At 69.8% G+C, this 24,405-nt stretch carries 17 protein-coding genes; 10 read left to right on the plus strand and 7 right to left on the minus strand.

The window, feature by feature from the left end:
- Window positions 1-128 precede the first annotated feature (128 nt).
- The 7 genes from BIU99_RS06815 (at window position 129) to BIU99_RS06845 (ending at window position 8,584) form a co-directional block, all read left to right on the plus strand.
- On the plus strand, window positions 129-719 hold the full coding sequence (locus tag BIU99_RS06815; protein ID WP_071260499.1) for a TetR/AcrR family transcriptional regulator: 591 nt from the start codon (window positions 129-131) through the stop codon (window positions 717-719).
- A gap of 195 nt (window positions 720-914) precedes the next feature.
- Window positions 915-1,673 (plus strand): DeoR/GlpR family DNA-binding transcription regulator, encoded by a 759-nt coding sequence (locus BIU99_RS06820; protein WP_071260429.1) that lies wholly within the window; start codon window positions 915-917, stop codon window positions 1,671-1,673.
- A gap of 178 nt (window positions 1,674-1,851) precedes the next feature.
- Window positions 1,852-3,891 (plus strand): bifunctional rhamnulose-1-phosphate aldolase/short-chain dehydrogenase, encoded by a 2,040-nt coding sequence (locus BIU99_RS06825; RefSeq protein ID WP_064294875.1) that lies wholly within the window; start codon window positions 1,852-1,854, stop codon window positions 3,889-3,891.
- Window positions 3,888-5,351 carry a rhamnulokinase family protein gene (locus BIU99_RS06830; RefSeq protein ID WP_064294876.1) on the plus strand — a complete coding sequence of 488 codons (1,464 nt, stop codon included), beginning with the start codon at window positions 3,888-3,890 and terminating at the stop codon, window positions 5,349-5,351. Before BIU99_RS06825 ends, BIU99_RS06830 begins: the two co-directional genes overlap by 4 nt.
- Window positions 5,352-5,360: 9 nt before the next feature.
- Entirely contained in the window at window positions 5,361-6,293 is a 933-nt protein-coding gene (locus tag BIU99_RS06835; protein WP_071260430.1) for a 2-hydroxyacid dehydrogenase, read from the plus strand.
- A 121-nt stretch (window positions 6,294-6,414) separates the two neighbouring features.
- Window positions 6,415-7,251, plus strand: coding sequence for a FadR/GntR family transcriptional regulator (locus tag BIU99_RS06840; protein WP_071260431.1), 837 nt, complete (start codon window positions 6,415-6,417; stop codon window positions 7,249-7,251).
- Window positions 7,244-8,584: an alpha-hydroxy acid oxidase gene (locus tag BIU99_RS06845; RefSeq protein WP_083397233.1), complete on the plus strand. Its 1,341-nt coding sequence runs from the start codon at window positions 7,244-7,246 to the stop codon at window positions 8,582-8,584. The genes BIU99_RS06840 and BIU99_RS06845 overlap by 8 nt, the downstream gene beginning before the upstream one ends.
- Window positions 8,585-8,818: 234 nt before the next feature.
- Here BIU99_RS06845 and BIU99_RS06850 read toward each other — a convergent pair whose 3' ends face one another.
- The 3 genes from BIU99_RS06850 to BIU99_RS06860 all read right to left on the minus strand — a co-directional run bounded on the left by BIU99_RS06850 (window position 8,819) and on the right by BIU99_RS06860 (window position 16,381).
- A complete protein-coding gene (locus BIU99_RS06850) occupies window positions 8,819-14,029 on the minus strand; it encodes an SdrD B-like domain-containing protein (protein WP_071260432.1) in 5,211 nt (1,736 codons plus the stop codon).
- 67 nt (window positions 14,030-14,096) lie between these two features.
- The gene (locus BIU99_RS06855) at window positions 14,097-14,471 is read right to left on the minus strand and encodes a DUF3060 domain-containing protein (RefSeq protein WP_071260433.1); all 375 of its coding nucleotides are present in this window, start codon (window positions 14,469-14,471) and stop codon (window positions 14,097-14,099) included.
- Window positions 14,472-14,653: 182 nt separating this feature from the next.
- Window positions 14,654-16,381, minus strand: a complete 1,728-nt coding sequence (locus tag BIU99_RS06860) for a putative Ig domain-containing protein (protein WP_071260434.1) — start codon at window positions 16,379-16,381, stop codon at window positions 14,654-14,656.
- A gap of 328 nt (window positions 16,382-16,709) precedes the next feature.
- Here BIU99_RS06860 and BIU99_RS06865 point away from each other — a divergent pair, with 328 nt between their 5' ends.
- Complete coding sequence (locus tag BIU99_RS06865) at window positions 16,710-17,378, plus strand: NAD(P)-dependent oxidoreductase (RefSeq protein WP_064294949.1); 669 nt, start codon at window positions 16,710-16,712, stop codon at window positions 17,376-17,378.
- A 32-nt stretch (window positions 17,379-17,410) separates the two neighbouring features.
- Here BIU99_RS06865 and BIU99_RS06870 read toward each other — a convergent pair whose 3' ends face one another.
- The 3 genes from BIU99_RS06870 to ddaH form a co-directional block, all read right to left on the minus strand.
- Window positions 17,411-18,169 (minus strand): polyprenol monophosphomannose synthase, encoded by a 759-nt coding sequence (locus BIU99_RS06870; protein WP_071260435.1) that lies wholly within the window; start codon window positions 18,167-18,169, stop codon window positions 17,411-17,413.
- A 114-nt stretch (window positions 18,170-18,283) separates the two neighbouring features.
- Window positions 18,284-18,517 carry a hypothetical protein gene (locus tag BIU99_RS06875; RefSeq protein WP_064294883.1) on the minus strand — a complete coding sequence of 78 codons (234 nt, stop codon included), beginning with the start codon at window positions 18,515-18,517 and terminating at the stop codon, window positions 18,284-18,286.
- A gap of 131 nt (window positions 18,518-18,648) precedes the next feature.
- Window positions 18,649-19,530, minus strand: a complete 882-nt coding sequence (gene ddaH, locus BIU99_RS06880) for a dimethylargininase (RefSeq protein WP_064294950.1) — start codon at window positions 19,528-19,530, stop codon at window positions 18,649-18,651.
- A 162-nt stretch (window positions 19,531-19,692) separates the two neighbouring features.
- On the opposite strand from ddaH, the gene BIU99_RS06885 reads away from it, so the two are divergent.
- Complete coding sequence (locus BIU99_RS06885; protein WP_064294884.1) at window positions 19,693-20,130, plus strand: Lrp/AsnC family transcriptional regulator; 438 nt, start codon at window positions 19,693-19,695, stop codon at window positions 20,128-20,130.
- 89 nt (window positions 20,131-20,219) lie between these two features.
- Entirely contained in the window at window positions 20,220-20,570 is a 351-nt protein-coding gene (locus BIU99_RS06890; RefSeq protein WP_071260436.1) for a GntR family transcriptional regulator, read from the plus strand.
- 69 nt (window positions 20,571-20,639) lie between these two features.
- Here BIU99_RS06890 and BIU99_RS06895 read toward each other — a convergent pair whose 3' ends face one another.
- Entirely contained in the window at window positions 20,640-24,392 is a 3,753-nt protein-coding gene (locus BIU99_RS06895; RefSeq protein ID WP_071260437.1) for a bifunctional proline dehydrogenase/L-glutamate gamma-semialdehyde dehydrogenase, read from the minus strand.
- Window positions 24,393-24,405: the final 13 nt, after the last annotated feature.

Below are 24,405 nucleotides of genomic sequence, written 5' to 3' on the forward strand. Positions count from 1 at the left end.
CAGCGTCCGGGCTCGTCGCCCGGTTCCACGCCCCGAATTGAGAACGAGCGTTCTCCTCGGTGTCCATCAGCATAGGGAACGATCGTTCTCAATGCAAGTACACTGATGGAATGACCAGCGAACAGACGATGACCATCGCGTCGCCGAGCCCGGCGGGCGCACCCGCGGCACCGGCCTCCGTGCGCGACATCATCGTCGACGCCGCCGACCGCCTGTACTACGCGAAGGGCATCCAGTCCGTCGGCATGGACGAGCTGCGCTCGGCGGCAGGCGTATCGCTGAAGCGCCTGTACTCGGAGTTCCCGAGCAAGGAGGACATCGTCCTCGCGGTCATGGAGTACCGGCACGCGATCTGGACCACCGGCGTCAGCGCCCTCGTGGACGACGCCGAAACGCCCCGAGACCGCCTCCTCGCGATCTACGACTACCTGGCCGGCTGGTTCAGTGACGACTCGTTCCGCGGCTGCGGATTCATCAACACCTTCGGGGAGCTCGGGGGCGTCTCGCCGGCGGTCGCCACCATCACCCGCGAACACAAGGCGTCCTTCCAGGACTACGTCGCCGACCTCGTCGCCGACGCCGGCGCGCCGGCATCACTCGCACCCCAGCTCGCGATCCTCGCCGAGGGCGCCCAGACCACCGCCGCCATCACGGGCTCCCCCGAGGCTGCGCTGCACGCTCGTCGCGCCGCCGAGACGCTCATCGACGCCGCCCCCTGAGGTACCCCCGCGTCCGTGCCGCACGCTGGTTCACAACTCAGGACGCTTGCAGCGCGGCGCGCGCGCCACGCCGCAACACGCGACCAACGCGCCGGAGGCCTCCTGAGTTCTGAACCAGACCGACATCCCCCGCTGTGACATCCTGTTGAGACGGACACGAACGGACACGTCCGACACCGATGGACAGGGGGCGGCATGGCCACGACCGGCACGCTCGGCGCCGAGGAACGACGGACCCGACTGACGGCGATCCTCGAACGCGACGGCAGCATCCGCCTCGACGATGCGGCTGCGGAGCTCGACGTGTCCTCGATGACCGTGCGACGCGACCTCGCCGACCTGGAGCAGCTCGGCCTGGTGCGGCGAGTCCGGGGTGGTGCCATCCCGACCCTGCGACCGAGGACCTTCACCGAGCGGTCCGCGACGGGCGTCCGCGAGAAGGGCGCGATCGTCGAGAAGCTCCGGTCACTCATCCCGACGGACGGCGCGATCGCGATCGACGCCTCCAGCACGGCCGGCGGCATCAGTCGACTGCTCGGCGAGTCGACGCTCACGGTGGCGACCAACTCCTACCCGAACTTCCTCCTCGCCGGCGCGAACCGCGAGATCACGGCCATCCTCGTCGGCGGCCAGGCCGAGCCGCGCACTGACAGCTTCATCGGCCCCATCGCCTGCCAGGCGGCGTCGTCGGTGCTCTACCGGCGCTTCTTCCTGTCGGCCGCCGCGATCGACTCGACCGTCGGCAGTTCGGAGGTCACCCTCGAGGAGGCGCAGGTCAAGCAGGCGTTCGCCCGTGCCTCGGACGAGACGATCCTCGTCGCCGCGTCCTCGAAGCTGGGACAGCGCGCGATGGCGGTCGGCTTCGCCCTGGCGGACGTCGACCTCCTCGTCACGGAACTCGACCCCACCGACCCCGCGCTCGACGCCTACCGCGACGCCGTCGAACTCCTCTGAGCACCCGGCCCCGCACGTCCCGTTCTCAGGAGTCACCCCGCGCGTCGCTCCGCGACGACCGCGACGCGCCACAGCCCTCCTGAGATCGGGACAGCCGCCATTGCAAGATCTGTCACTTCGTGTGACACTTAACACGATCGAACACTGGGCACGGACGTGCCCCGACGAAGGAGTGCGAATGTCCGTGAACCCAACCGCTGCCGAGCTCATCGCCCGCAGCAACCGCCTCGGGAGCGACCCGAAGAACACCAACTACGCCGGCGGCAACACCTCGGCCAAGGGCACCGAGATCGACCCCGTCACGGGCGAGCCGGTCGAGCTCCTCTGGGTCAAGGGGTCCGGCGGCGACCTCGGCACGCTCAAGCCCGAGGGTCTCGCGGTCCTTCGCCTCGACCGCATGCGCGCCCTGCAGGACGTCTACCCCGGCCTCGACCGCGAGGACGAGATGGTCGCCGCCTTCGACTACACCCTGCACGGCAAGGGCGGCGCGGCTCCATCGATCGACACCGCCATGCACGGCCTCGTCGACGCGGCCCACGTCGACCACCTGCACCCCGACTCCGGCATCGCCATCGCGACCGCCGCCGACGGCCCCGAACTCACCGCGAAGATCTTCGGCGACAAGGTCGTGTGGGTCCCATGGCGTCGCCCCGGCTTCCAGCTCGGCCTCGACATCGCCGCCATCAAGGCCGACAACCCGCAGGCGGTCGGCACCATCCTCGGCGGGCACGGCATCACCGCCTGGGGCGACACCTCCGAGGAGGCCGAGGCGAACTCGCTGTGGATCATCGACACCGCGGCCGCCTACATCGAGGCGAACTCCCGCCCCGAGCCCTTCGGTCCGGCGCTCGACGGCTACGCGGCCCTCCCCGAGGCCGAGCGTCGTGCGAAGGCGGCGGCCCTCGCGCCCACCATCCGCGGGCTCGCCTCCGCCGACCGTCCCGTCGTCGGCCACTTCACCGACAGCCCCGAGGTCCTCGACTTCCTGGCCTCGGCGGAGCACCCGCGCCTCACCGCACTGGGCACGAGCTGCCCCGACCACTTCCTCCGCACCAAGGTGAAGCCGCTCACGGTCGACCTGCCCGCCACGGCGAGCGTCGAAGACGTCATCGAGCGCCTCGGCACCCTGCACGAGGCGTACCGCGAGGACTACCAGGCCTACTACGACCGCCACGCCACGGCCGACAGCCCGGCGATCCGCGGTGTCGACCCGCTCATCGTCCTCGTCCCGGGCGTCGGCATGTTCAGCTTCGGCAAGGACAAGCAGACCGCCCGCGTCGCCGGCGAGTTCTACGTCAACGCCATCAACGTCATGCGCGGCGCCGAGGGACTCTCGACCTACGCGCCGATCGACGAGGCCGAGAAGTTCGCGATCGAGTACTGGGCGCTCGAGGAGGCGAAGCTGCAGCGGATGCCGAAACCGAAGCCGCTCGCGACCCGCATCGCGCTCGTCACCGGTGCCGCATCCGGCATCGGCAAGGCCATCGCCACGCGTCTCGTCGCGGAGGGCGCGGTCGTCGCGATCGCCGACCTCTCACTGGAGAAGGCGCAGGCCGCGGCAGCCGAGCTCGGCACCACGGACGTCGCGATCGGCATCGCCGCCGACGTCTCGAACGAGGCAGCCGTCCAGGCCGCGATCGACGAGACGGTCCTGGCCTTCGGCGGGCTCGACCTCGTCGTCAACAACGCCGGTCTCTCGCTGTCGAAGTCGCTCCTCGAGACCACCGAGGCCGATTGGGACCTCCAGCACAACGTCATGGCGAAGGGCTCGTTCCTCGTTTCGAAGGCCGCCGCACGCGTGCTCATCGACCAGAAGCTCGGCGGCGACATCGTCTACATCTCGTCGAAGAACTCCGTGTTCGCCGGCCCGAACAACATCGCCTACTCCGCGACGAAGGCCGACCAGGCCCACCAGGTCCGTCTCCTCGCCGCAGAGCTCGGCGAGTACGGTGTGAAGGTGAACGGCATCAACCCCGACGGGGTCGTCCGCGGCTCCGGTATCTTCGCCTCGGGCTGGGGTGCGAACCGCGCGAAGACGTACGGCATCGACGAGCAGGACCTCGGCAAGTTCTACGCGCAGCGCACCATCCTCAAGCGCGAGGTCGTCCCGGAGAACGTCGCGAATGCGGTCTTCGCGATCTGCACGAGCGACTTCAGCCACACGACCGGACTGCACATCCCCGTCGACGCGGGCGTGGCCGCGGCCTTCCTGCGATGAGCGCGGCAGGCCGGAGCGGCACCGTCGCGGCGGTCGACCTCGGGGCCACGAGCGGGCGGGTCATGCTCGGCTACGTCGGCCCCGGCGAGCTGCGCCTCGTACCGGTAGCGCGGTTCCCGAACACGCCCGTCCGCACGCCGGACGGCCTGCACTGGAACATCCTCGAGCTGTACCGCTCGATCATCGCGGGGCTGTCGGGCGCAGCGAAGCAGGAGCCGCACCTGGCGAGCATCGGCATCGACTCATGGGCGGTCGACTACGGCCTCCTCCGGCAGGGGCGCCTCCTCGGCGCACCGTTCCACTACCGCGACGAACGGACGGCTGCAGGTGTCGAGGCGGTCCACGGAACGGTCCCCTTCGCCGACCTCTACCGCGTGAACGGCCTGCAGTTCCTGCCGTTCAACACCGTCTACCAGCTCGCGACCGATCGCGACGCCGGCATGCTCGACGTCGCCGACACCGCGCTCCTGGTGCCCGACCTCATCGCGCACTGGCTGACGGGTGCCCGTGTCGCCGAGGCCACCAACGCGTCGACCACCGGCCTCGTCCGCGCTGGCGAACCGACCGCCTGGGACACCGAGCTCCTCGGCCGGCTCCACATCCCGGCGACGATCCTCCCGCCCATCGTCCAGCCGGGCGATCGCATCGGGACGCTCCTCGAAGCGGTCGCCGCCGAGGTCGGCCTGGCCTCCTCCACCCCCGTCACCGCCATCGGCTCGCACGACACGGCGTCAGCGGTCGTCGCCGTCCCGATGACGACCCCGGATGCCGCCTACATCTCCTGCGGCACCTGGGGACTCGTCGGGGTCGAGCTCGAACGCCCGGTCCTCACCGAGGCGAGTCGAGCGGCGAACTTCACGAACGAGGGCGGCGTCGACGGACGCACCCGCTTCCTGCACAACGTGATGGGACTCTGGCTCCTGAGCGAGTCGGTGCGCACCTGGGAGCGCGGGGGCGAGACGATCGACCTCCCCGGGCTCATCGCCCAGGCCGCCGCGGTCGACGCACCCGTCTCGGTGTTCGATGCGAACGACGCCCGGTTCCTCGCCCCCGGTGACCTGCCGGCGCGCATCGCCGGGTTCCTCACCGAGCACGGGCGGGCGGTCCCGCAGTCCCGTGCCGAGTTCGTCCGGTGCATCATCGAGAGCCTGGCGCAGGCGTTCGCGGACGCCGTCCACACGGCCTCAGAGCTGTCCGGGGTCCAGGTGCGCGCGATCCACGTCGTCGGCGGCGGATCCCAGAACACGCTCCTCTGCCAGCTGACGGCCGACCGTGCGGGGATCCCCGTCATCGCCGGCCCGGTCGAGGCGACGGCACTGGGGAACGTCCTCGTCCAGGCGAGGGCGGTGGGGATCATCGACGGCGACCTCGAGTCCCTGCGCGCCCTCGTCGCCCGTTCCTTCGAGCCGACCCGCTACGAGCCGCGCAAGCCTGCCGGCTCCACGACCGTCAGCCGGTAGCGTCGCAGCATGACCGCTTCTCCACTCATCGTCAGCCTGCCCGCCGACCTGCGCGAGGAGGTGCTGTCGCAGGGACCCCTCCCCGAGGGCGTCGAGTTCGTCGAATGGGATCTGCGCACCGAACCGCCGGTCGAGCACATCGACCTCGTCGTGCCCGTGTACCTCGGCTCGAACAAACCGCTCGCGAACGTCGGTGCGGTGACGCCGAAGCTCGTCCAGGTGCAGTCGATCGGTTACGACGGCCTCGCGGACCTCCTCCCGGAGGGCATCACCCTCGCCAACGCGGCGACCGTCCACGAGGCCTCGACGGCGGAGCTCACGGTCGGGCTCATCCTCGCCTCGCAGCGCGGCATCCCCGACTTCGTGCGGGCCGAGCGGACGGGCGAATGGCTGCAGAGCCAGCGCCCGAGCCTCGCCGACCGCCGCGTGCTCCTCATCGGGTACGGCGGGGTCGGTGCGGCCATCGAGGAGCGCCTGCTCCCGTTCGAGGTGGAGGTCACCCGGGTGGCGTCGAGCGCGCGGGAGGACGAGCGGGGGCCGATCCACGGCATCGACGAACTGCCCGAACTCCTGCCGCACGCGGAGATCGTCATCGTCGTCGTCCCGCTGACCGACAGCACCCGCGGCTTGATCGGAGACGACTTCCTGGCGGCACTGCCCGACGACGCCCTGGTCGTGAACGTCGCCCGCGGCCCCGTCGCCGACACCGACGCCCTGGTGGAGCACGCGACGAGCGGTCGCATCCGACTGGCGCTCGACGTGACCGACCCCGAACCACTGCCCGCCGACCACCCGCTGTGGTCCCTGCCGAACGTGCTCGTCTCCCCGCACATCGGGGGTGCGACGAGCGCCATGCTGCCGCGGATGGCGCGTCTCCTGCGTCGGCAGATCGAACATCTGTTGGCCGACGAGGAGCCGGAGAACATCGTCCTCCGCACCTGAGACGGGCGTCGATATCCGTCGAAACCCCCTCGCAGAAAAATCTGAGACCAGGGCTCGCGTTGAATCGGTTCAAGAGGTAGGGTTTGTGGTCTGACCACACCGCAGTGTCGAAGGAGGATCGATGAACGCACCAGCGACGGCCGCGACGGCCGCGGCCCCGGCGACGCAGCCCGCCACCCCAGCGGCGGAGCCCCGGGCCTGGGAGGTCGTGCTCGCCCGCATCGAGTCGGACCTCCTCAGCGGTGTCCTCACCCCCGGTGACCGCCTGCCCGGTGAACGACAGCTCGCGATCGACCTCGGCGTCGGTCGGTCCAGCGTCCGCGAGGCGATCCGCGTCCTCGAGGTTCTGGGACTCATCCGCACCCACACGGGATCCGGCCCCACCGCCGGCGCGATCATCGTCGCCACGCCGTCCGGTGGCATGGCCACCCTCATGCGGCTCCAGGTGGCCGCGCAAGGGTTCGCCGTCCAGGACGTGGTCGACACCCGGCTCGTGATCGAGACCGCGGTCGTCCACAGTCTCGCGTCGCGCGCCGGAACGACCGTCCCCGATCTCACGCACCCCGAGTCCCTGCTCGACGCGATGGACCAGTCGACGCTCACGGAGGCCGAGTTCCTCGCCCTCGACGCGCAGTTCCACCTGTCGCTCGCCGAGGCGGAGGGCAATCAGGTCCTCGTCGCCACGATGTCAGGCCTCCGCGACTCCATCGAGCGCTACGTCCTGGCCGGTGTCCCACAACTGGCGTCGTGGTCAGCCACCGCCGACCGCCTGCGCGCCGAGCACCGGGGCATCGTGGAGGCGATCCGTCACGCCGACGCCCCGCTGGCCCGCGATTCCGTCCGCTCCCACATCACCAACTACTACCAGGCTCGCGAACGGTCAGAAGACGACAGTCCGCACCCCTCGACACCCACCTCAAGCGACAGTTCGCGGAAAGAAGAGACAGACCATGGTTGAACGCCGCATCCCCAAGCCCCATGACCTCCTGCCGCTCATGCAGTTCAAGAAGCCGGAGTTCAACGCTCGCCGGCGACGGCTGGCGGCCGCCACCACCATCAGCGACCTCCGGGCGATCGCGAAGAGGGTCACGCCGACGGCGCCCTTCGATTACACCGACGGCGCCGCCGAGGGCGAGATCTCACTGGCTCGGGCACGGCAGGCGTTCCAGGACATCGAGTTCCACCCGGCCGTCCTGAAGAACGTCGCGAACGTCGACACCGGCTGGGACGTCCTCGGCGAGCGTGTCGCGTTCCCCTTCGGCATCGCGCCGACCGGCTTCACCCGCATGATGCAGACTGAGGGCGAACGGGCGGGGGCCTCCGCCGCCGCGGCCGCGGGGATCCCCTTCACCCTGTCGACCATGGGCACGACCTCGATCGAGGACGTCAAGGCGGCGGCACCCGGTGGGCGCAACTGGTTCCAGCTGTACATGTGGAGCGAGCGCGAACGGTCGATGGCGCTCGTCGATCGCGCGGCCGCGGCCGGCTACGACACCCTCGTCGTGACGGTCGACACCCCGGTCGGCGGCGCCCGCCTGCGCGACGTCCGCAACGGCATGACGATCCCGCCGTCGCTCACCCCGAAGACCATCGTCGACGCGCTCCCCCGCCCGGCATGGTGGATCAACTTCCTCACCACGGAGCCACTGGCTTTCGCGAGCCTCGACCGCTGGTCGGGAACCGTCGCGGCGCTCATCGACACGATGTTCGACCCGACCGTCGGCCCGGACGAGGTCAAATACATCCGCGAGCAGTGGAAGGGCAAGCTCATCGTCAAGGGCGTCCAGTCGGTCGCCGATGCGAAGCTCGCCGTCGACCTCGGTGCGGACGCCGTCCAGCTCTCCAACCACGGCGGCCGCCAGCTCGACCGCGCGCCGATCCCGTTCCACCTCCTGCCGAGCGTCGTGCGCGAGGTGGGCAAGGACGCAGAGGTGCACCTCGACACCGGCATCATGAACGGCGCCGACATCGTGGCCTCCGTCGCGCTCGGTGCGCGCTTCACCTTCATCGGCCGCGCCTACCTGTACGGGCTCATGGCCGGTGGACGCGAGGGCGTCGATCGTGCGATCCAGATCCTCTCGGGTGAGATCGTGCGCACGATGAAGCTGCTGGGTGTCGCCTCGCTCGACGAGCTGCAGCCTCACCACGTGACGCAGCTGTCGCGGTTCACGACCCTGCAGCCGCTGCCCGAGCAGTCGACACTGAGTGCCGGACGCTCCACAACAGCGAAGCCCGCGACGTCGCCCGCCCGCAAGGCTCCTGCGCGGAAGCCCGCAGCCGCGAAGGCGTAACCGTCTCCTCACTCGACCGGCCCCGGTCACCGCGCGCGTCGAAGGATCCTTGTCGACAGGCTTGGTGACCGGGGCCTTGGACGTCCTCGCAGGCGCACAGTTCCGTCCCGAGCTCTCGCCAGACGGCACGCCGCACGACGCGAGCGCGGGGCCGCCTCACGCTTCCGCATGAGACGACCCCGCCGCCGGCCTGGGCCGATCAGTCCTGCCCGAACCCCGGGCAGGACCGTCTCGTCATTCCGTCAGGTCCGAGCCGACCTCCTCACGCTGACGGCGGCGCACGATGAGGCCGAAGCCCAGGGCGATCCCGAGCAGCGCGAGTGCCGCTGCGCCTCCGAGGAAGGCGCCCTCGGCTCCGGTCTTCGCGAGCGGACCGTCCGTCGATCCGGACGAGACGACGGGTGCCGGCGTGTTCGGTTCGGGCGTCTCCGGTACGACGATTCCGACGTACCAGGACTCGGTGGAGGCGGATACCAGCGAGCGAGGCTGCACGCCGTCGTCGAACGATCCAGACCCGTCTTCCGCGGTCGCCGTGACGATCCGGTGGTGTGCGCCGAGCTCGGCGCGCTCCTCGAGATCGACGCTGACCGACGCACCTGGTGCCAGCGCACCGTCGACGGACAAGGCTGACCGGGGCTCCATGCCGTCGTCGAGGACGACGTCCGTGAGTGTCCGCGGACCGGTGTTCGTCACGATGTACGTCCACGTGATGCCGTCAGCAGCCAGGATCTCCGGCCCGGGAGCCTCCTCGACGATTTCGCCGTTCAGCAGCACCTCGACGCTGATCTCACCGGCGGTCGCCAGCTGGACTTCGGCCAGATCGTCGTCGGAGACGCGCGATCCATCGGCAGCATGTGCTCCCGACGCCGACACCTCGCGCGAGACGAAGCCCGCGTCGATGTCCGACTGCGTGATCGTGGTCTCGAACGTGGTCACTTCGATCGAGCCGGGGGCCAGGGACTCCCAGGTCCCGATCGTCTGCTCGTCGTCGTGGACCTCGACGTTCCGCAGCGTCGGCAGCCCGGCGTTCTCGACGGCGACGGTCCAGTCCACCGTGGCACCGACCGCGACCTCGTCACGGACACTGCCCACGATCGACACCGTCACCGCAGCACCCGTTGCCAGATCGATGGTGACCGAGTCACCGGCCTCGACCGTGTCGCCGGCGAGGTCGACGCCGGACGCGACCGCATCCGTGGTCAAGGACCCTCGATCGATGTCAGCCTGCGTCAACGTGTACTCCACCGTCGCGACCGCGGACTCGCCGAGCTGCAACGTCCCGGGCTCGCCCGGCCACACCACCTCCGGCTCACCCATGCCCGCGAACCGGTCGCGGACCTGGACCTCCGTCAATGCGGTGCCGGCGCTCGTGTTCGTCGCGGTGAGCTCGAACTCGATCACCGAGCCGACGACCAGGTCGCCGTCAGGCAGGATCGCCCGCTCGTTCAACGTGATCACGGAGTCGATCACACCCTGATACCAGCTGACGTCCTCAGCACGCACCGGACCCACCGGCCGATCGCCCGCCTCAACACCGGAGACCACGGCACGAACGAGCTGCTCAGCGAACACCGCGTCGGCTGACACCGTGATGTCCGTGCTCTCGCCAGGGGCCAGCGTCTCGATGACCGCCAGCTCCGACCCGAACGAATCCGAGACGGACAGGTCGGCAAGGGTGCGGATACCGGTGTTCGTGACCACGTACGTCCACTCGATCGACTCACCGACCGTCACCTCAGGACCAGGAGCCGAAACGACATCCTCTCCGTTCAACAGCACCTCGATCGACACCGCACCAGCCACGTCGAGCGGTACCTCCGCAGTGTCCTCATCGGTCACCGACGAACCGTCCGCAGCGTGGAACCCTTCCACCTCCACCGATCGGGATACCAGGCCGGCATCGATGTCGGACTGGGTCAGGGAAGTCTCGAACGTGGTGATCTCGATCGCCGCGGGCGCGAGGGTGTCCCAGCTGCCGATCGACTGTTCGCCATCGCGAACCTCGACATCACGCAGCGTCGGCAAGCCGGCGTTCTCGACGGTGACGGTCCAGTCCACCGCGGCACCGGCCGCGACCTCGTCGCGCACGCTGCCCACGATCGACACCTTCACCGCAGCCCCCGTGACGAGATCGACGGTGATGCTGTCGTCATCGCTGACAGCGCTTCCGAGCGCGTCGGTCCCGGCGACGGTCGCATCGTTGGTCAGGCGACCACGGTCGATGTCGGACTGCGTCACGGTGTAGCTCGCCGTCGCCTGCACGGTCGCCCCGGCAGCCAGCACACCGGATTCGGCGGGCCAGTCGAAGGCGAGTTCGCTCAGGCCCCGGAGGTCGTCGTCCAACTGGACGTCACTGAGGGTTCCTTGCCCGCTGTTCGTGGCGACGAAGGTGTAGTCGATGACCGAGCCGACCTCGAGATCCCCCTCGGGCAACGTCGCACGCTTGTCGAGCACGATGCTCGAGTCGACGGTCTGGTACCCGAACACGAGGTCGTCGCGACCACTTCCCATCGGGACCGTGAACGGACCGGCGACATCGTCTCGGCGATCCTGCCAACCGGCGGTCTGCAGGTGTGACGCCGGGAGCGTCGTGCCGTCGACGACCACCTCGTACTCCTGGCTGGAGACGAGCCCGTCGATCGAGAACGTCCCGTCCGATGCGGTCGAGCTCTGCTCGATCGCATCGCCGCCGGCCGGACGGAGGTCGAGCCTCACGTCGGCCAGGCCGGGCTCGTCGGCCTGCTGCACGCCGTCGCCGTTCCGGTCGTCGAAGACGACACCGCCGACCGTGGAGCCGACGACCTCGGACGTCTGGTTCGGCGTCCGGAGACGGACCGAGTTCGATCCGAAGAAGGCGTCGGCGCTGTTCTGGTAGACGTCTCCCGCCTCCTGCCCCTCCACCGAGAGGTCGAGACGGAGGCCACCCGCGGCCGTGGAGTTGAACCCGACGTAGACGACACGCACAGCGGTGACGGACGAGAGATCGGCGTCCTCGGCGAGATCGACCCACTCGACCTCGTCGCCGGGTGCATCGCCGATGAGGCGAGGATCGGCGGTCGTGATCTGCACGGTCGCCGGCTCGACGCCCAACAGGCGAAGGCTCTGGAGCGTGGCGGTCCCCGAGAAGCTGGAGCCGCGGGCGTCGCCGTTGTACGGCAGGACGTCGAGGAACACGACGTTGCCCTCGTAGTTGCTCCGGGTGAAGTTGTACCAATAGGTCGTGAAGTCGATCGACGTGTCGTCGGACTCGATCTGCGGCTTCCCCGCGGCGCCGCTCAGCGAGAGGGTGTCCACCTGCACGACGTTGACACGCGAGGACGCCTGGAGCGCCGTGTCGCCGATGCCGGAGAGGGTGCTCAAGGTGGACAGGGTGCCGTTGGTCCCGCCGGTCCAAGCGTTCGGCTTGACCGGCCGCTGGACCGACACCGTCGTGCCGATGCGAACGGGCTTGAGCGACGTGGACGACGCATCGAGCACGACCGGGGCCGTGCTTTCGAGCGTGACGTACGCGGGAGCGCGGTCGTCGCGGGTGCCGGGGAGGCCATCGGGGCCGAGGTCGGCCTCGCGCACGCCGACGACTCGCCACGCCGGGTCGAGACGCGACACGTCGAAGGCCGTCACCGCGGAGTCGAGTCGCACCTCGGTGCGGACCGCGTCGAAGGTGATGGGCGCAGCGTCGAGGCGTGCGCCGGCCGGTCGAACCAGGCTGGTCTGCGCGATCTGGTCGACGGAGTTGCCACCGACGACCGACGCCGAACCCGCTGCCAGCGAGTGGTTCGTGGTGAACAGCTCGACGCAGGTGCTCGTCCGCTGGCCGCGGGCACCGGTCTCGTCCGCCGTCCAGGTGTGGTTGATCGTGATGCAGGACCCGACCGGCGCACGCGCCTCCAACGGGACACGGACGGACAGCTTGAAGTCGGCGACGCGCCCGAGCACGTCCTTCTGCCAACTCTCTCCGAGGTACTGCACGCGCACCCCGGTGATCGCCGTGGGGCCTCCGGCCTCCTGCGGCGTGTCGAACCAGGCGTTGCTCTCGGGGTCCTGCTGATCGGTTCCGTTCGTGTACTGGACGAGGAACCGGTCGGCCGGCTGCTGCTGGAGGGTGCTGTCGCGGACGACACCGAAGGCCACGGCCGGGGTGTCGAGGACGAACTGAGCCTCCTCGGGATTCCAGAACTGGTGGGTGACCAGGTTCGTCAGCCCCTGGCTGCGGGTCTGGCCGGACTCCGCGCGGGTCGGCGGGGTGACCGTCCCCTCGGAGAAGAGCTCGGCGTCCGGCGACACCAGACTGTTGCTCACGCTCGTCCAGCGGGACGCGTTGAGCGGCGGATAGCTCGGCGTTCCGGAGATGTAGCGTGCTGCGGAGATGCCCGCCGTCGGCGGAGCGAGGACCCAGCCGCCCTCTTCGTCGTCCTTCAGGTTCTGCGTAAGACGCGCTGAGGACTGACCACCGATCGCACCGACGATGGTCGAGCCACCGTTGGTGGTCCAATCGGGACCCGTCAGGGTGTAGGGGATCACGATGGCATCGGCCGCCTTCTCAGGGACGTCGTCCTTCGGGTACCAGAGGGTCGGCCGGATGGCCAGGCGGGTGGGAGCCACGTCGCTGATCGGGAGGGAGGTGATCCGTAGGGTGATCTCCTTGCCGTCGACGGAGACGATTTCCGCAAGGTCGCTCTCGAGTTCGACGCCACCGGCGGTGGGACCGTCGTACGTCAGGGTGACGTCGATCGGGAGGTCGATCTCCATGGGCCGCCGCTGTCCGGCTTCGAGCAACGAGGTCAGCTGTACGCCGATGGACAGCGGAATCGCGTCCTCCAGACCGTTCCCGAAGTCGTACTGGCCGAGCGCGTTGGACTGGCCACCGACCGGCGTGAGGTCCGAGCGGTACTCACCCACGGTCGTGAGCGTCCCGCCGGACGCCTCTCGAGCGCCCGTGCCGTCCTCGTAGACGACTGTCGCGTCGTACACCGTGCCGGGGGCCGTCGTGAATCCGTTCATCGTCGCGGTGAGACCGTCGACCGTCACGAGCGACCCCGAGGGGATCGACATCGTCGCACGGAGCGTGCGCCCACCGTCCTCGAGCACGTAGCGGGAGGTGAACGTCGGAGAGTCGTTGTTCAACTTGATGAGGGACGATTCGTCCCAGACCCACCCCTCGGGCAGGGTCTGCGAGGCGACACCGTCGGTGAGTCCGTCGCTTCCGAGCGACCAGGCGAACATCGCCGAGGAGCCGGTCGCGATGAGTCCGTTGTCGGCAGCCGGGTCGAGCGTGCCGACGATGCCGTCGTCCGTGATCGAGAGCTTGAACTCGGTGAACGAGCCGACGGCTTGGAGGTCGGTGGTCGCCGCAGCCGGCGCCGAGAGCACACCACCGAGCGCGGTCGTGATGGCCAGGGTGCCGGCCATGAGTTGCAGGCGCGAACGCCAGCGAGGGGGTTTCATGCTGTTTCCTTCGAGAGAACGATTGCGGCCGGGCGGCCGCACGGGGACGGGATGTCGGGGAGGGTGGTCACTGAGCCGGCGCCAGGGTGTTGCCGGGGAAGGCGTCCTCGGCGAGCTCGGCGCCGTCGAGCCAGGTGAGGTCGTTGCCGGATCCGACGACGTCGACACGCTCGACGAAGTCGATGCTGATCGTGTTGTCGTCGCCGTCGACCGTGAGCGAGGTCGCCGAGTCCGCATGCAGCGTGATGGCGTCGGCTCGCACCGTCACGGCACCGCAGTCGCCGATGAGGCGCACGTTCGCGCCGTCCGAGCCGATGGTGACATCACGGCCGGTGCACTGGGTGACGGCAGGTTCGGCCACGCTGGCGATCGGTGCGGACGTACAGGCGACGAGGGTGCCGACGAGCGCAAGGGTCACGGCGGCGAGGACGGCTGGTTTCATGGGGAAGATCTCCGGTCGGTTTCCGAATGTCTGATTCTACACGTGGAATACTAGCCGACGAATGAGTGATATACAAGCGGTCCCAAGAGCGCAAGCCGACACGACGACGGAACGCGCGACCCCTCAGGGCCGCGCGTTCCGTCGGATGCGCTGCGTGCGCGTCGGTGCCTGGGGCTCCGCCCCTACCCCACCCTCCTCCGCGCGCACGCGATCGCGATCGCAATCGCAATCGCGGAGGACCCGAGCCCGGCGAGGATCAGGATCGCCGCCAGTGCGAACGGCGCGGCGTCGGCCCCCGTCCGGACCAGCGAACCGTCCTCGGACGAGGGATCGATCGGGCTCGGAGGCGGAACGACGACCGTCGCCGCGGTGATCGTCCAGGTGAAGGTCGTGGAAGCGACCAGTTCGCCTGCGGTCGCCGAGACGGTCACGGCGAAGACCCCGACGGTGGTCGGGATCCCCTGCAGCACGCCCGTCGACGGGTCCAGACCGATGCCGCCGGGCAATCCCACCGCCGAGTAGGTGACGGCCGAGCCGTCCGACGTCGTCGCGTTCGCGGCGACGGAGACCGCATCCCCCGACCGGTCGCTCCGATCAGCCAAGGGATCCAGTGCGATCGTCGGTGCCGGTGGATCCACCGTCAGGGTCGCTGCCGCAGTCGGCGTCGACCCGACCGAGTTCGTGAAGACCGCACGGTATCGCTGGCCCGACTGATCGACGGTCGCCGCCTCGATCGTCAGCGACGGTGCGGTCTCACCGGCGAGATCACTCCAGGTCGCGCCCCCGTCGGTACTGACCTGCCAGACCACGGTGGTCGCCTCGACGCTCGAGGCCTGGGCCTCGAAGGTCGCATCACCGCCGGCAGCCACGCGCTGATCGATCGGATCGGAGACGATGGACGGTGCCGTGGCGATGGGATCGATCACCGTCAGGTTGTTGCTCCGGATGCTCGTCACGAAGGTCCGATGGCGGGTCGGGTCGGTCGCGATCTGGAACGCGCCGATCGCGGGCACGTCCTGGACGCGGGCGCCGGTGGCCGCATCGACCACCACGACCGTTCCGCCGTTCGCCTGCGGGGACGTGAGGAAGGCCGACTCGAGCGCACGGTCGGCGGAGGTGAAGTAGGTGTTCGTGACGTCGATGGACCCGGACACCGCCCCGGTCGAGGTGTCGTGGACGGTCGCGGTCGGGCCGAGCTGCGCCGTGACGAAGGCGCTCGTCTCGTCCGAGGAGAGGAGGAGGCTCTGCGGCACGCGGTTCGTCGACCAGCTCGTCCGCAGCGTCCCGTCCGCGGTGTCGAACACGAGCACCTGGTCGTTGTTCGGCGCGACGGCGTACGCGGTGGTTCCTGCGGCGTCGACGGTGACCTCCTGCATCCCGGTCACAGCCGACCAGGTGGTGACCGGGACCGGAGCCGCCGGATCCGAAGCGTCGAGCACCGAGAGGTAGGCCGAGGCGGAGTTCACCACGTAGATCTGCTTCGTCGAGAGGTTCAGGCTGACGCCCGTCGGCGCGTTTCCGACAGGCACGCTGGCCACGACCGACGCGGACACGGGATCGATGACCGCGAGGGACCCCTGCAGCAGGTTGCCGGTGTATTGCGACACGTAGACGTAGCCGCTCGCCGGGTCGACCGCGATCTGTGATGGCAGGTTCGGGACGGCGACCGTCGTCACCCGCTCCAGCGTGTCGGCGTCGTAGACCCAGACGACGTTCGACGTCCGGCCCGACACGTAGACGAGCCCACGGTTCGGATCGACGGCGACCCCGTACGGTCGAGCGTCGAGTGTCAGGACGCGGCTCGCCTGATACTCCGGCGCGGCCGCCGACGCCGCTTGCGGCAGGCCGACCGACATGGTCATCGCCGCAACCGCGATCACCGCGGCGACGACCTTCTGAATCACGGGCATACGCCACCCCATCGCTCGAGCCACTCCCCCCACCGAGATCGTCGAGGAGTCCGGACCGCACCGACCGATCACCTGAGCGAGGATCAGTTCTGCGGCGACTTCGCGACAGTTGTTGGTGAGGATAGCGGTCACGGGACCGCACCGACAACCGGTCGCGGAAATCGGCCAGCGCCGGTCGCTCGGGCCGGACTCGCGCGCTCACACCATCACACCGCCCTCCCCGGGTTGTCCCCGATGCCCTCCGTCGCTCCGTCGGGGACGATGGATCCGTCCGGACGGTCGCAGCACCTGCGCCGTCGGGCCGGTGTTCGACGATCGGGAGGCGACGGTGGCACACCTCCTCGTGATCGGTGGGAGCGGCCGCACCGGGCGGCTCATCATCGGCGAGGCACTTCGCCGCGGCCACTCGGTCACCGCGCTCGTCCGCGACCCCGCCGCCGTCGTCCCCGGCGACCGCCTGACGGTCGTCCAGGGGTCTCCACTGCGGAGTGAGGACGTCGAGGAGGCCATGCGTGGCGCGCAGGCCGTCATCATCGCCCTCAGCAACATCGGCTCGTCCGACTGGCCGTGGGCGCGCCAGGTCAGCCCTCCCGACCTCATCTCGAACGCCGTGCGAGTCGTCACGGACGCGATGCGCTCGCGTGGGCTGCGTCGAGTCGTCCTCCTCTCCGCGCTCGGCGCCGGCGAGTCGGTCCGGAGCGTCCCCGCCGGCTTGCGGTGGGCGACGCACTTCCTCCGACTCGGCACCGTCTACGCCGATCACGAGCAGGCGGACGCGTTCCTCCGCCGCTCGGAACTCGACTGGACCATCGTGCACCCGACCGTGCTCTCCGCCAGTGACGCCCGTCGCCCGGTCGTGTCCTCACCACCGGGGAGCTGGCCGAGCTCGCTCCGCATCCCTCGCTGCGACGTCGCCGCATACCTCGTGGATGCGGTCGACGACGAGGACCTCATCGGCTCTGCCCCGGTCATCTCGTCAGGGCCGCGCCGCAGCTGACGACGAACCCGCCGACGGGGCGCCATCGCGACTCAGGAGCCGGCGGCCGCCCGTGATGCTGCAGGACGACGCCCGATGATGCGGTCCGTCAGTTCGCAGACGCCCCACCAGGTGACGCGGAGCATGGCTTCGACGACGATGCCGCTCGTCATCTTGGACGCCCCGAGCGTCCGCTCGGTGAAGGTGATCGGCACTTCGACGATCCGCAGACCGGCGCGGTTCGCGTGCCAGAGCATGTCGACCTGGAAGCCGTAGCCGTGGCTGTGGACCTCGTCGAGCATCAGCCGCCGCAGTGCGTCAGCACTGAACACGCGGTAGCCGCCGGTCACGTCCCGCGCGGGAAGCCGGAGCGCGAACCGGGCGTAGGCACTGCCGACCCGCGAGATGGCCTCGCGATGCTTGGGCCAGTTGACGACGGTGCCGCCCGGGACCCAGCGCGACCCGAGGACGACGTCCGCCTCCGCGGTGGCCGCGAGAAGTGCCGGCAACTGCTCGGGGGCATGGGATCCGTCGGCGTCCATCTCGACCACGTTGCCGAATCCGCGGCCGATCGCCCAGGCGAAACCGGCCTTGTAGGCGGCGCCGAGCCCTTCCTTGCCGGTGCGGTGCAGCACGTGTACCGCGTCGTCCTCGGCGGCGAGACGGTCGGCGATCGCTCCGGTGCCGTCGGGTGAGTTGTCGTCGACCACGAGCACCTCGACGGATGGTGCAGCGGTACGGACGCGCGCGACGATCCTCTCCAGGTTCTCGCGTTCGTTGTAGGTGGGGATGATGACCACCGTGGAATCCATGTGCCGTCCTCGTGTCTGCTCAGCCAGCGTAGCGCGCTGAACAGGACCGTATCGGCGGCCTCCGACCGGACGTCCGGACGCTCAGGAAACGGTCGGCGAACGTCCGGCTGGGGATCAGTTGTTGCTGGCGAAATGCGCCGGGATGAAGATCGCGAGCGCGATCATGAGGATGCCACCCATGAACCAGACGGCCTGCAGGACGTCCGTGCGGAACGCCTCGCCGAACGCCCACATGCCGCCGGCGAACAGGGCGAAGGCGATCACGACCCAGAACCCCGTCGCATCACTCAGGGTGCCGGAGCGTCCTGCGTCGGCGCGTTCGTGGTCACGTCGTTCTCCGGCGTCCATGGGTGCCCTTCCTCAGGTTCAAGCGGTCAGTGCAGGTATACGCCGCGCCACCGGCACCCGCAACCCCTCGACATCGACCCCGGCCCCTGAGACCGCACAGCCCCGGTCCGGTCCCTCAGCTTGTCGAGGGGCTAGCCGCGCAGCTCCAGCGTGCAGCACTTCACGCCGCCGCCGCCGAGGAGCAGCTCGGACAGGTCGACGCCGATCGGCGTGTAGCCGCGCTCGCGCAGTTGACGCTCGAACCCGACGGCCCGGGCGGCGATGACGACCTCACGACCGTTCGAGATCGAGTTGAGGCCCAGGACGGCTGCATCCTCGGTGCTCACGTGGATCGCGTCGGGGTAGCGCTGCTCGAGGATGCGGTTGCTCGCCTCGTCGAACGCGGTCGGCAGGTAGGCGATGTTCGCGGGCGAGCCGTCGGCGGGAGCCACCGGGTCGAGCACGGCGATCGCGGTGTCGAGGTGGTAGAAGCTCGGGTTCACGAGGTTGAGGGTCACGACCTCGCGGTCGAAGATGCGCCGCACCTCGTCGTGGCTGCGGGGATCGGTGCGGAAGCCGGTCCCGGCGAGGATGGTGTCGCCGACGAGCATGATGTCGCCCTCGCCCTCGTTCACGAACTCGGGGCGCTCGACGCGGAAGCCGTTCGCCTCGAACCAGTCCATGTAGGCCGGCCCCTCGGGGATGCGCTCCCGGTAGGTGAACTTCGCCCCGTAGGCGGTGCCGTCGAGCGTGAAGCCGCCGTTCGCCGCGAACACCATGTCCGGCAGGCCGTCGAGCGGGTCGATGAGGTCGATCCGGTGGCCGAGATCGAGGTAGGCCTGGTGCAGCTGCTCCCACTGCGACACCGCGAGCGAGGTGTCGGTCGGGTCGTCCGGGTTCATCCAGGGGTTGATCCGGTAGCTGACCGTGAAGCGGTCCGGCCGGCACATGAGGTACCGGCGACGGTTCGCGACGCGGGTGCCGGTCGTGGCGTCCTGCGTGGTGGGGGTGGGGTGGTTGAGCGTCGACGACACGTCGGCCTCCAAACGAGCGAGGGTCGGCGGACGAGGTCCAGGGGCCCGGGGGCACGCCACGTTCATCATCGCATGCGATTCGCAGCGTTTTCACGGAGTTTGGCGCAGGAATACTGCGAAGTGGCAGCTTTTCGCGCAATGATTGCGCTTACACTGAGTCTCATGGACAACCTCGACCGCGGCATCATCGACCTGCTCCGACAGAACTCACGCGCCGGCTACGGCGACATCGGCGCGGTCGTGGGCCTGTCGGCCTCAGCGGTGAAGCGACGCGTCGACCGCCTCGTCGCCGACGGGGTCATCCAGTCGTTCACGATCCAGGTCGACCCCACGGTCGACGGCATGCAGACAGAAGCCTACGTCGAACTCTTCTGCCGCGGCACCGTGTCCCCCAACGAGCTGCTGCGGATCCTGTCGGGCGTCCCGGAGGTCGTCGACGCCGGCACCGTCACCGGGAGCGCCGACGCCATCGTGCACATGCGGGCCCGGAACATCCCAGCCCTCGAGGACGCCTTGGAGAAGGTGCGGATCGCCCCCAACGTCGACCACACCCGCAGTGCGATCGTCCTCACCCGCCTCATCCACCGCCACATCGACTGACCCCTCCCCCGGCCCGCGAACGGTCACCAACGCACAGTGCGGCTCGTCCGAAGTCGCCATTCGTGACCGTTCGCGGGCAGGATGGGCGAATGGAGTGGACGATTCAGGCGGGGACCAGTGTGTTCGAGCAGCTGCGGACGCAGGTGATCGAGGCCGTCCGCGACGGGCGGTTGGCGACCGGCGCGAAGCTCCCGACGGTGCGCGGTCTGGCCGACGAGCTGGGGATCGCACCGAACACCGTCGCGAAGGCGTACCGGCTGCTCGAGACCGACGGGGTCATCGAGACCCGGGGACGCGCGGGGACGTTCGTGTCAGCGCACGGCGACGCGATCGACCGGCAAGCGCAGCTGGCGGCGGCGGCGTACGCGGTCCGCATCCGGGACCTCGGCGTCTCGCCGGAGGACGCCGTGGCGCTCGTGGAGGCCGCGCTCCGCGCCTGACGGCGGCTCGCCCTTCGACAAGCTCAGGGACCGGGGAACGGACTCAGGGACCGGGGAACGGGTTCAGGGTCAGATGACGCTCTGGGACCACGCATCGGGGTTGCCGAACCGATGCGCGGTGATCGAGATCGCCTGTTCACGCAGGAACGGCAGGAGCTCCACCCGTCCGGCCTGGGTGACCGGTCCACCCCAGATCGCGATCTCGGGATCGCCGCCGAGCACCTCAGCGAGTCGCTTCGCGAGCGGCTCAGGCTCGGAGGCCTCCGTCCCGGGTTCAGCCTCCGCAACCGTCTCGGGACGCGGACCGACGATCCGCACCCGGGTCGCGACCGGTGGCTCCTGGCCCAGCTCGCCCGTGTCGATCGACCCGCGGGCCGCCATCCGGGTCAGCCACTGCTCGTCCGTCTCGAGCGAAACGGGGATGCTGAGCTCCGACAGCCAGTCGCGCACCTCGCGCGGCAGCCGCCCACCGAGGCTGACGGTGAACCGCGAACGCGACCGCACCGCGGCGATGAGGACCCGCAGCGCGTCGCCCAGGTCGGCCCCCGACGCGACCCGCACCGCGACCGGAACCGGCCGGTAGCGCAGCAGGTTCCGTTCCACGCCGAGCTGCGAGACGTCCTTCACCTCGCCGAACTCGTTCCCCCACGCGATCGCATCACTGAGCGCCGACCGTCGCAGCACGTCGAAGGCTTCGTAGGTGAGCGACGGCTGGGCGGACTCGATGAGCTTCACGATGCGGGTGTCGAGCCCGCGGAGATGCAGGCTGCGGCTCGCCGATCCCGGATCAGGGCGCCACTCGCCGAGCCCGAACAGGTAGTTGGGGCCGCCGGCCTTCGTACCGGTCCCGACCGACGAACGCTTCCACCCGCCGAAGGGCTGGCGCTGCACGATCGCACCGGTGATGCCCCGGTTGACGTACAGGTTGCCCGCCTCGACGGTGTCGAGCCACTCCCCGAGATCGACCGGGTCCAGGGTGTGCAGGCCCGCGGTCAGTCCGTAATGGGTCGCGTTCTGCAGGGCGATCGCCTCGGCGAGGTTCGCGGCCTGCATGACACCGAGGACCGGTCCGAAGTACTCGGTCACGTGGAAGGGCGAGCCGGGCTGGACACCGGTGCGGACCCCCGGCGACCAGAGGCGCTCGCTCGGCCGGCCGAAGTTGACCGAAGAGTCGTCGAGCAGCTTCGGCTCGACGAGCCACTTCTCGCCGAGGCGCAGCTCGGTGAGCCCGGCGAGGAGCTTCTCCCCCGCCGGCTCGACGATCGGCCCCATCTGCGTCCGCGCATCGGACGGCCAGCCGACCCGGAGCGAGCGGACGGCGTCCTCGAGCTGCCGCAGGAAGCGGTCGGATCGTGCCACCGAGCCGACGAGGATCACGAGCGACGCGGCCGAGCACTTCTGCCCGGCGTGCCCGAAGGCGCTCTTCACGATGTCGGCGACGGCGAGGTCGAGGTCGGCACTGGGCGTGACGATGATCGCGTTCTTCCCGCTCGTCTCCGCCAGCAGCGGCAGGTCGGCACGCCACCCACGGAACAGCTGCGCCGTCTCGAAGGAGCCGGTCAGGATCACCCGGTCGACGGCCGGGTGGGAGACGAGCCGACGACCGAGGTCACCCTCCGCCACATCGGCGAGCACGAGGAGGTCGCGCGGCACCCCGGCGTCCCAGAGCGCCTCGACGACCACGGCCGCGCATCGCTTCGCCTGTGGAGCGGGCTTGATGATCACGCCGCTGCCGGCGGCGAGGGCCGCGAGGACGCCTCCGGCCGGAATGGCGACGGGGAAGTTCCAGGGCGGCGTCACGACCGTGAGCGCGGAGGGGACGAAGCTCGCCCCGTGCACGCTCTCGAGCAGGGGCGCGTTGGCCGCGTAGTAGTGCGCGAAGTCGACGGCCTCGCTCACCTCGGGATCGGCCTCGGCGATCGTCTTGCCGGTCTCGCTCGCCATGACCTCGATGAGGTCCGCCCGACGGGAGGCGAGGACCCGAGCTGCAGCGTGCAGGACGGCGGCCCGTTCGGCGGCCGGGCGGGCTCCCCATCGCTCACCGGCGGTGCGGACCATCGTGATCGTGCGTTCGAGGACACGTGGGTCGTCGATGGCTGCGGCCGCGACCGCGGAGCCACCGAGGGTCGACTGCGGGACGCGCGCCAGGATCGACGCTCCCCACGCCCGGTTCGCCGCGAGCGAGGGGTCGGTGTCTGCAGTGTTCTCGAAGCCCGGGGCGCCGTCGACGACACCACCACGCTCCGAGCGGGAGAAGACCGCCGTCTCGACGTACGCGGAGGAGGGGTCGGCGTGGAAGCGGTCCTCGCCGCCGCTCGATCCGCGTTCCAGCCCGAGGACCTGCTGCGTGAGTCCGGCGTCGGGCGCCTGCGCAGGATCGCGGAAGCGGTCGTCCCCGTCGTTGTCGGCCAGCGGTGCCTCCGCAGCGCGGTCCTGCGTCCGGTTGGGGGTCGGCACCTGCCCGGCGGTCTCTCCGAGGGCGTCGACGGAGGCGAGGAACCGACGTCGCTCGCGCGCGAACAGGGTCGGCTTCTCGGCGAGCTCGAACACCGCCGACATGAAGTTCTCCTCGCTGGCGTTCTCCTCCAGACGGCGGACCAGGTAGGAGATCGCGACGTCGAACTCCTTCGGGTTCACGACGGGCGTGTACAGCAGCACCGCCCCGACGTCCCGCTTGATGGCCTCGACCTGACCGGTCGCCATCCCCAGGAGCATCTCGAAGTCCACCCGCTCACGTACACCGCGGTCGCCCGCGAGGAGCCACGCGTAGGCGATGTCGAAGAGGTTGTGTCCGGCGACCCCGACCCGCACGACGTCCGTGTGCGCCGGCGTGAGCGCCCAGTCGAGCACGCGTTTGTAGTTGGTGTCGGTCTCGCGCTTCGATCCGGTCGTCGCGAGCGGCCAGCCGTGGATCGCCGCGTCGACCCGCTCCATCGCGAGGTTCGCGCCCTTCACGAGCCGCACCTTGATGGGCGCGCCACCGGCGGCCACGCGCTGCTTCGACCAGGCGGTGAGCTGCATCATCGCCTCGAGGGCGTCGGGCAGATAGGACTGGATGACGATGCCGGCCTGGTAGTGCAGCAGCTGCGGCTGGTCGAGGAGTCGGGTGAAGACCGCGATGGTGAGGTCGAGGTCGCGGTACTCCTCCATGTCGAGGTTGATGAAGGTGCCGGTCGCGAGCCCCTCCTCGTAGAGCGGCACGAGGCGACGGACGATGCGGTCGACGACCTGCTCGAACGACCACATGGACAGCTGACTGGCGATCGACGAGACCTTGATGGACACGTAGTCGACGTCGGGGCGCTGCAGGAGCTCGCGGGTGCCGGCGAGCCGTCTCGCCGCCTCGCCCTCGCCGAGGACGGCCTCCCCGAGGAGGTTCAGATTGAGCCGTGAACCGTCGGCGCGCAGCTTCGCGATCGCGTTGCCGAGCTCGCGAGGACGGCTGTCGACGATGAGGTGGCCGACCATGCCCCGGAGGACGCGTCGCGCGGCGGGTACGACGACCCAGGGCAGGACCGGACCGACCAGACCACCCGTGCGGACGGCGGCCTGCTCATACCAGGGCAGGAACCGCGGCGTCCGACCCGCGAGGGCGGCGAGGGCGTTGCCGGCGACGAGCGGGTCCTCCGGGCGCATGACGCCGTCGACGAACCCGACGGTGAATTCGAGACCGTTGGGGTCGCGCAGCACGCCGGCGAGCCGCTCGGCGGCGGGATCGGTCGGAGCTTCCGCCCCTTCGTCGACCCACTTCGACGCGAGGGCGATCGCACGATCCGCGAGTCCGACCGCTTCGGTGGGACCCTCGTTCGCAACGTTCGCCATGCTGCTCAGCCTA

The sequence above is a fragment of the Plantibacter sp. MMLR14_011 genome, assembly GCF_001865025.1.
Taxonomy (GTDB): Bacteria; Actinomycetota; Actinomycetes; order Actinomycetales; family Microbacteriaceae; genus Plantibacter; species Plantibacter flavus_A.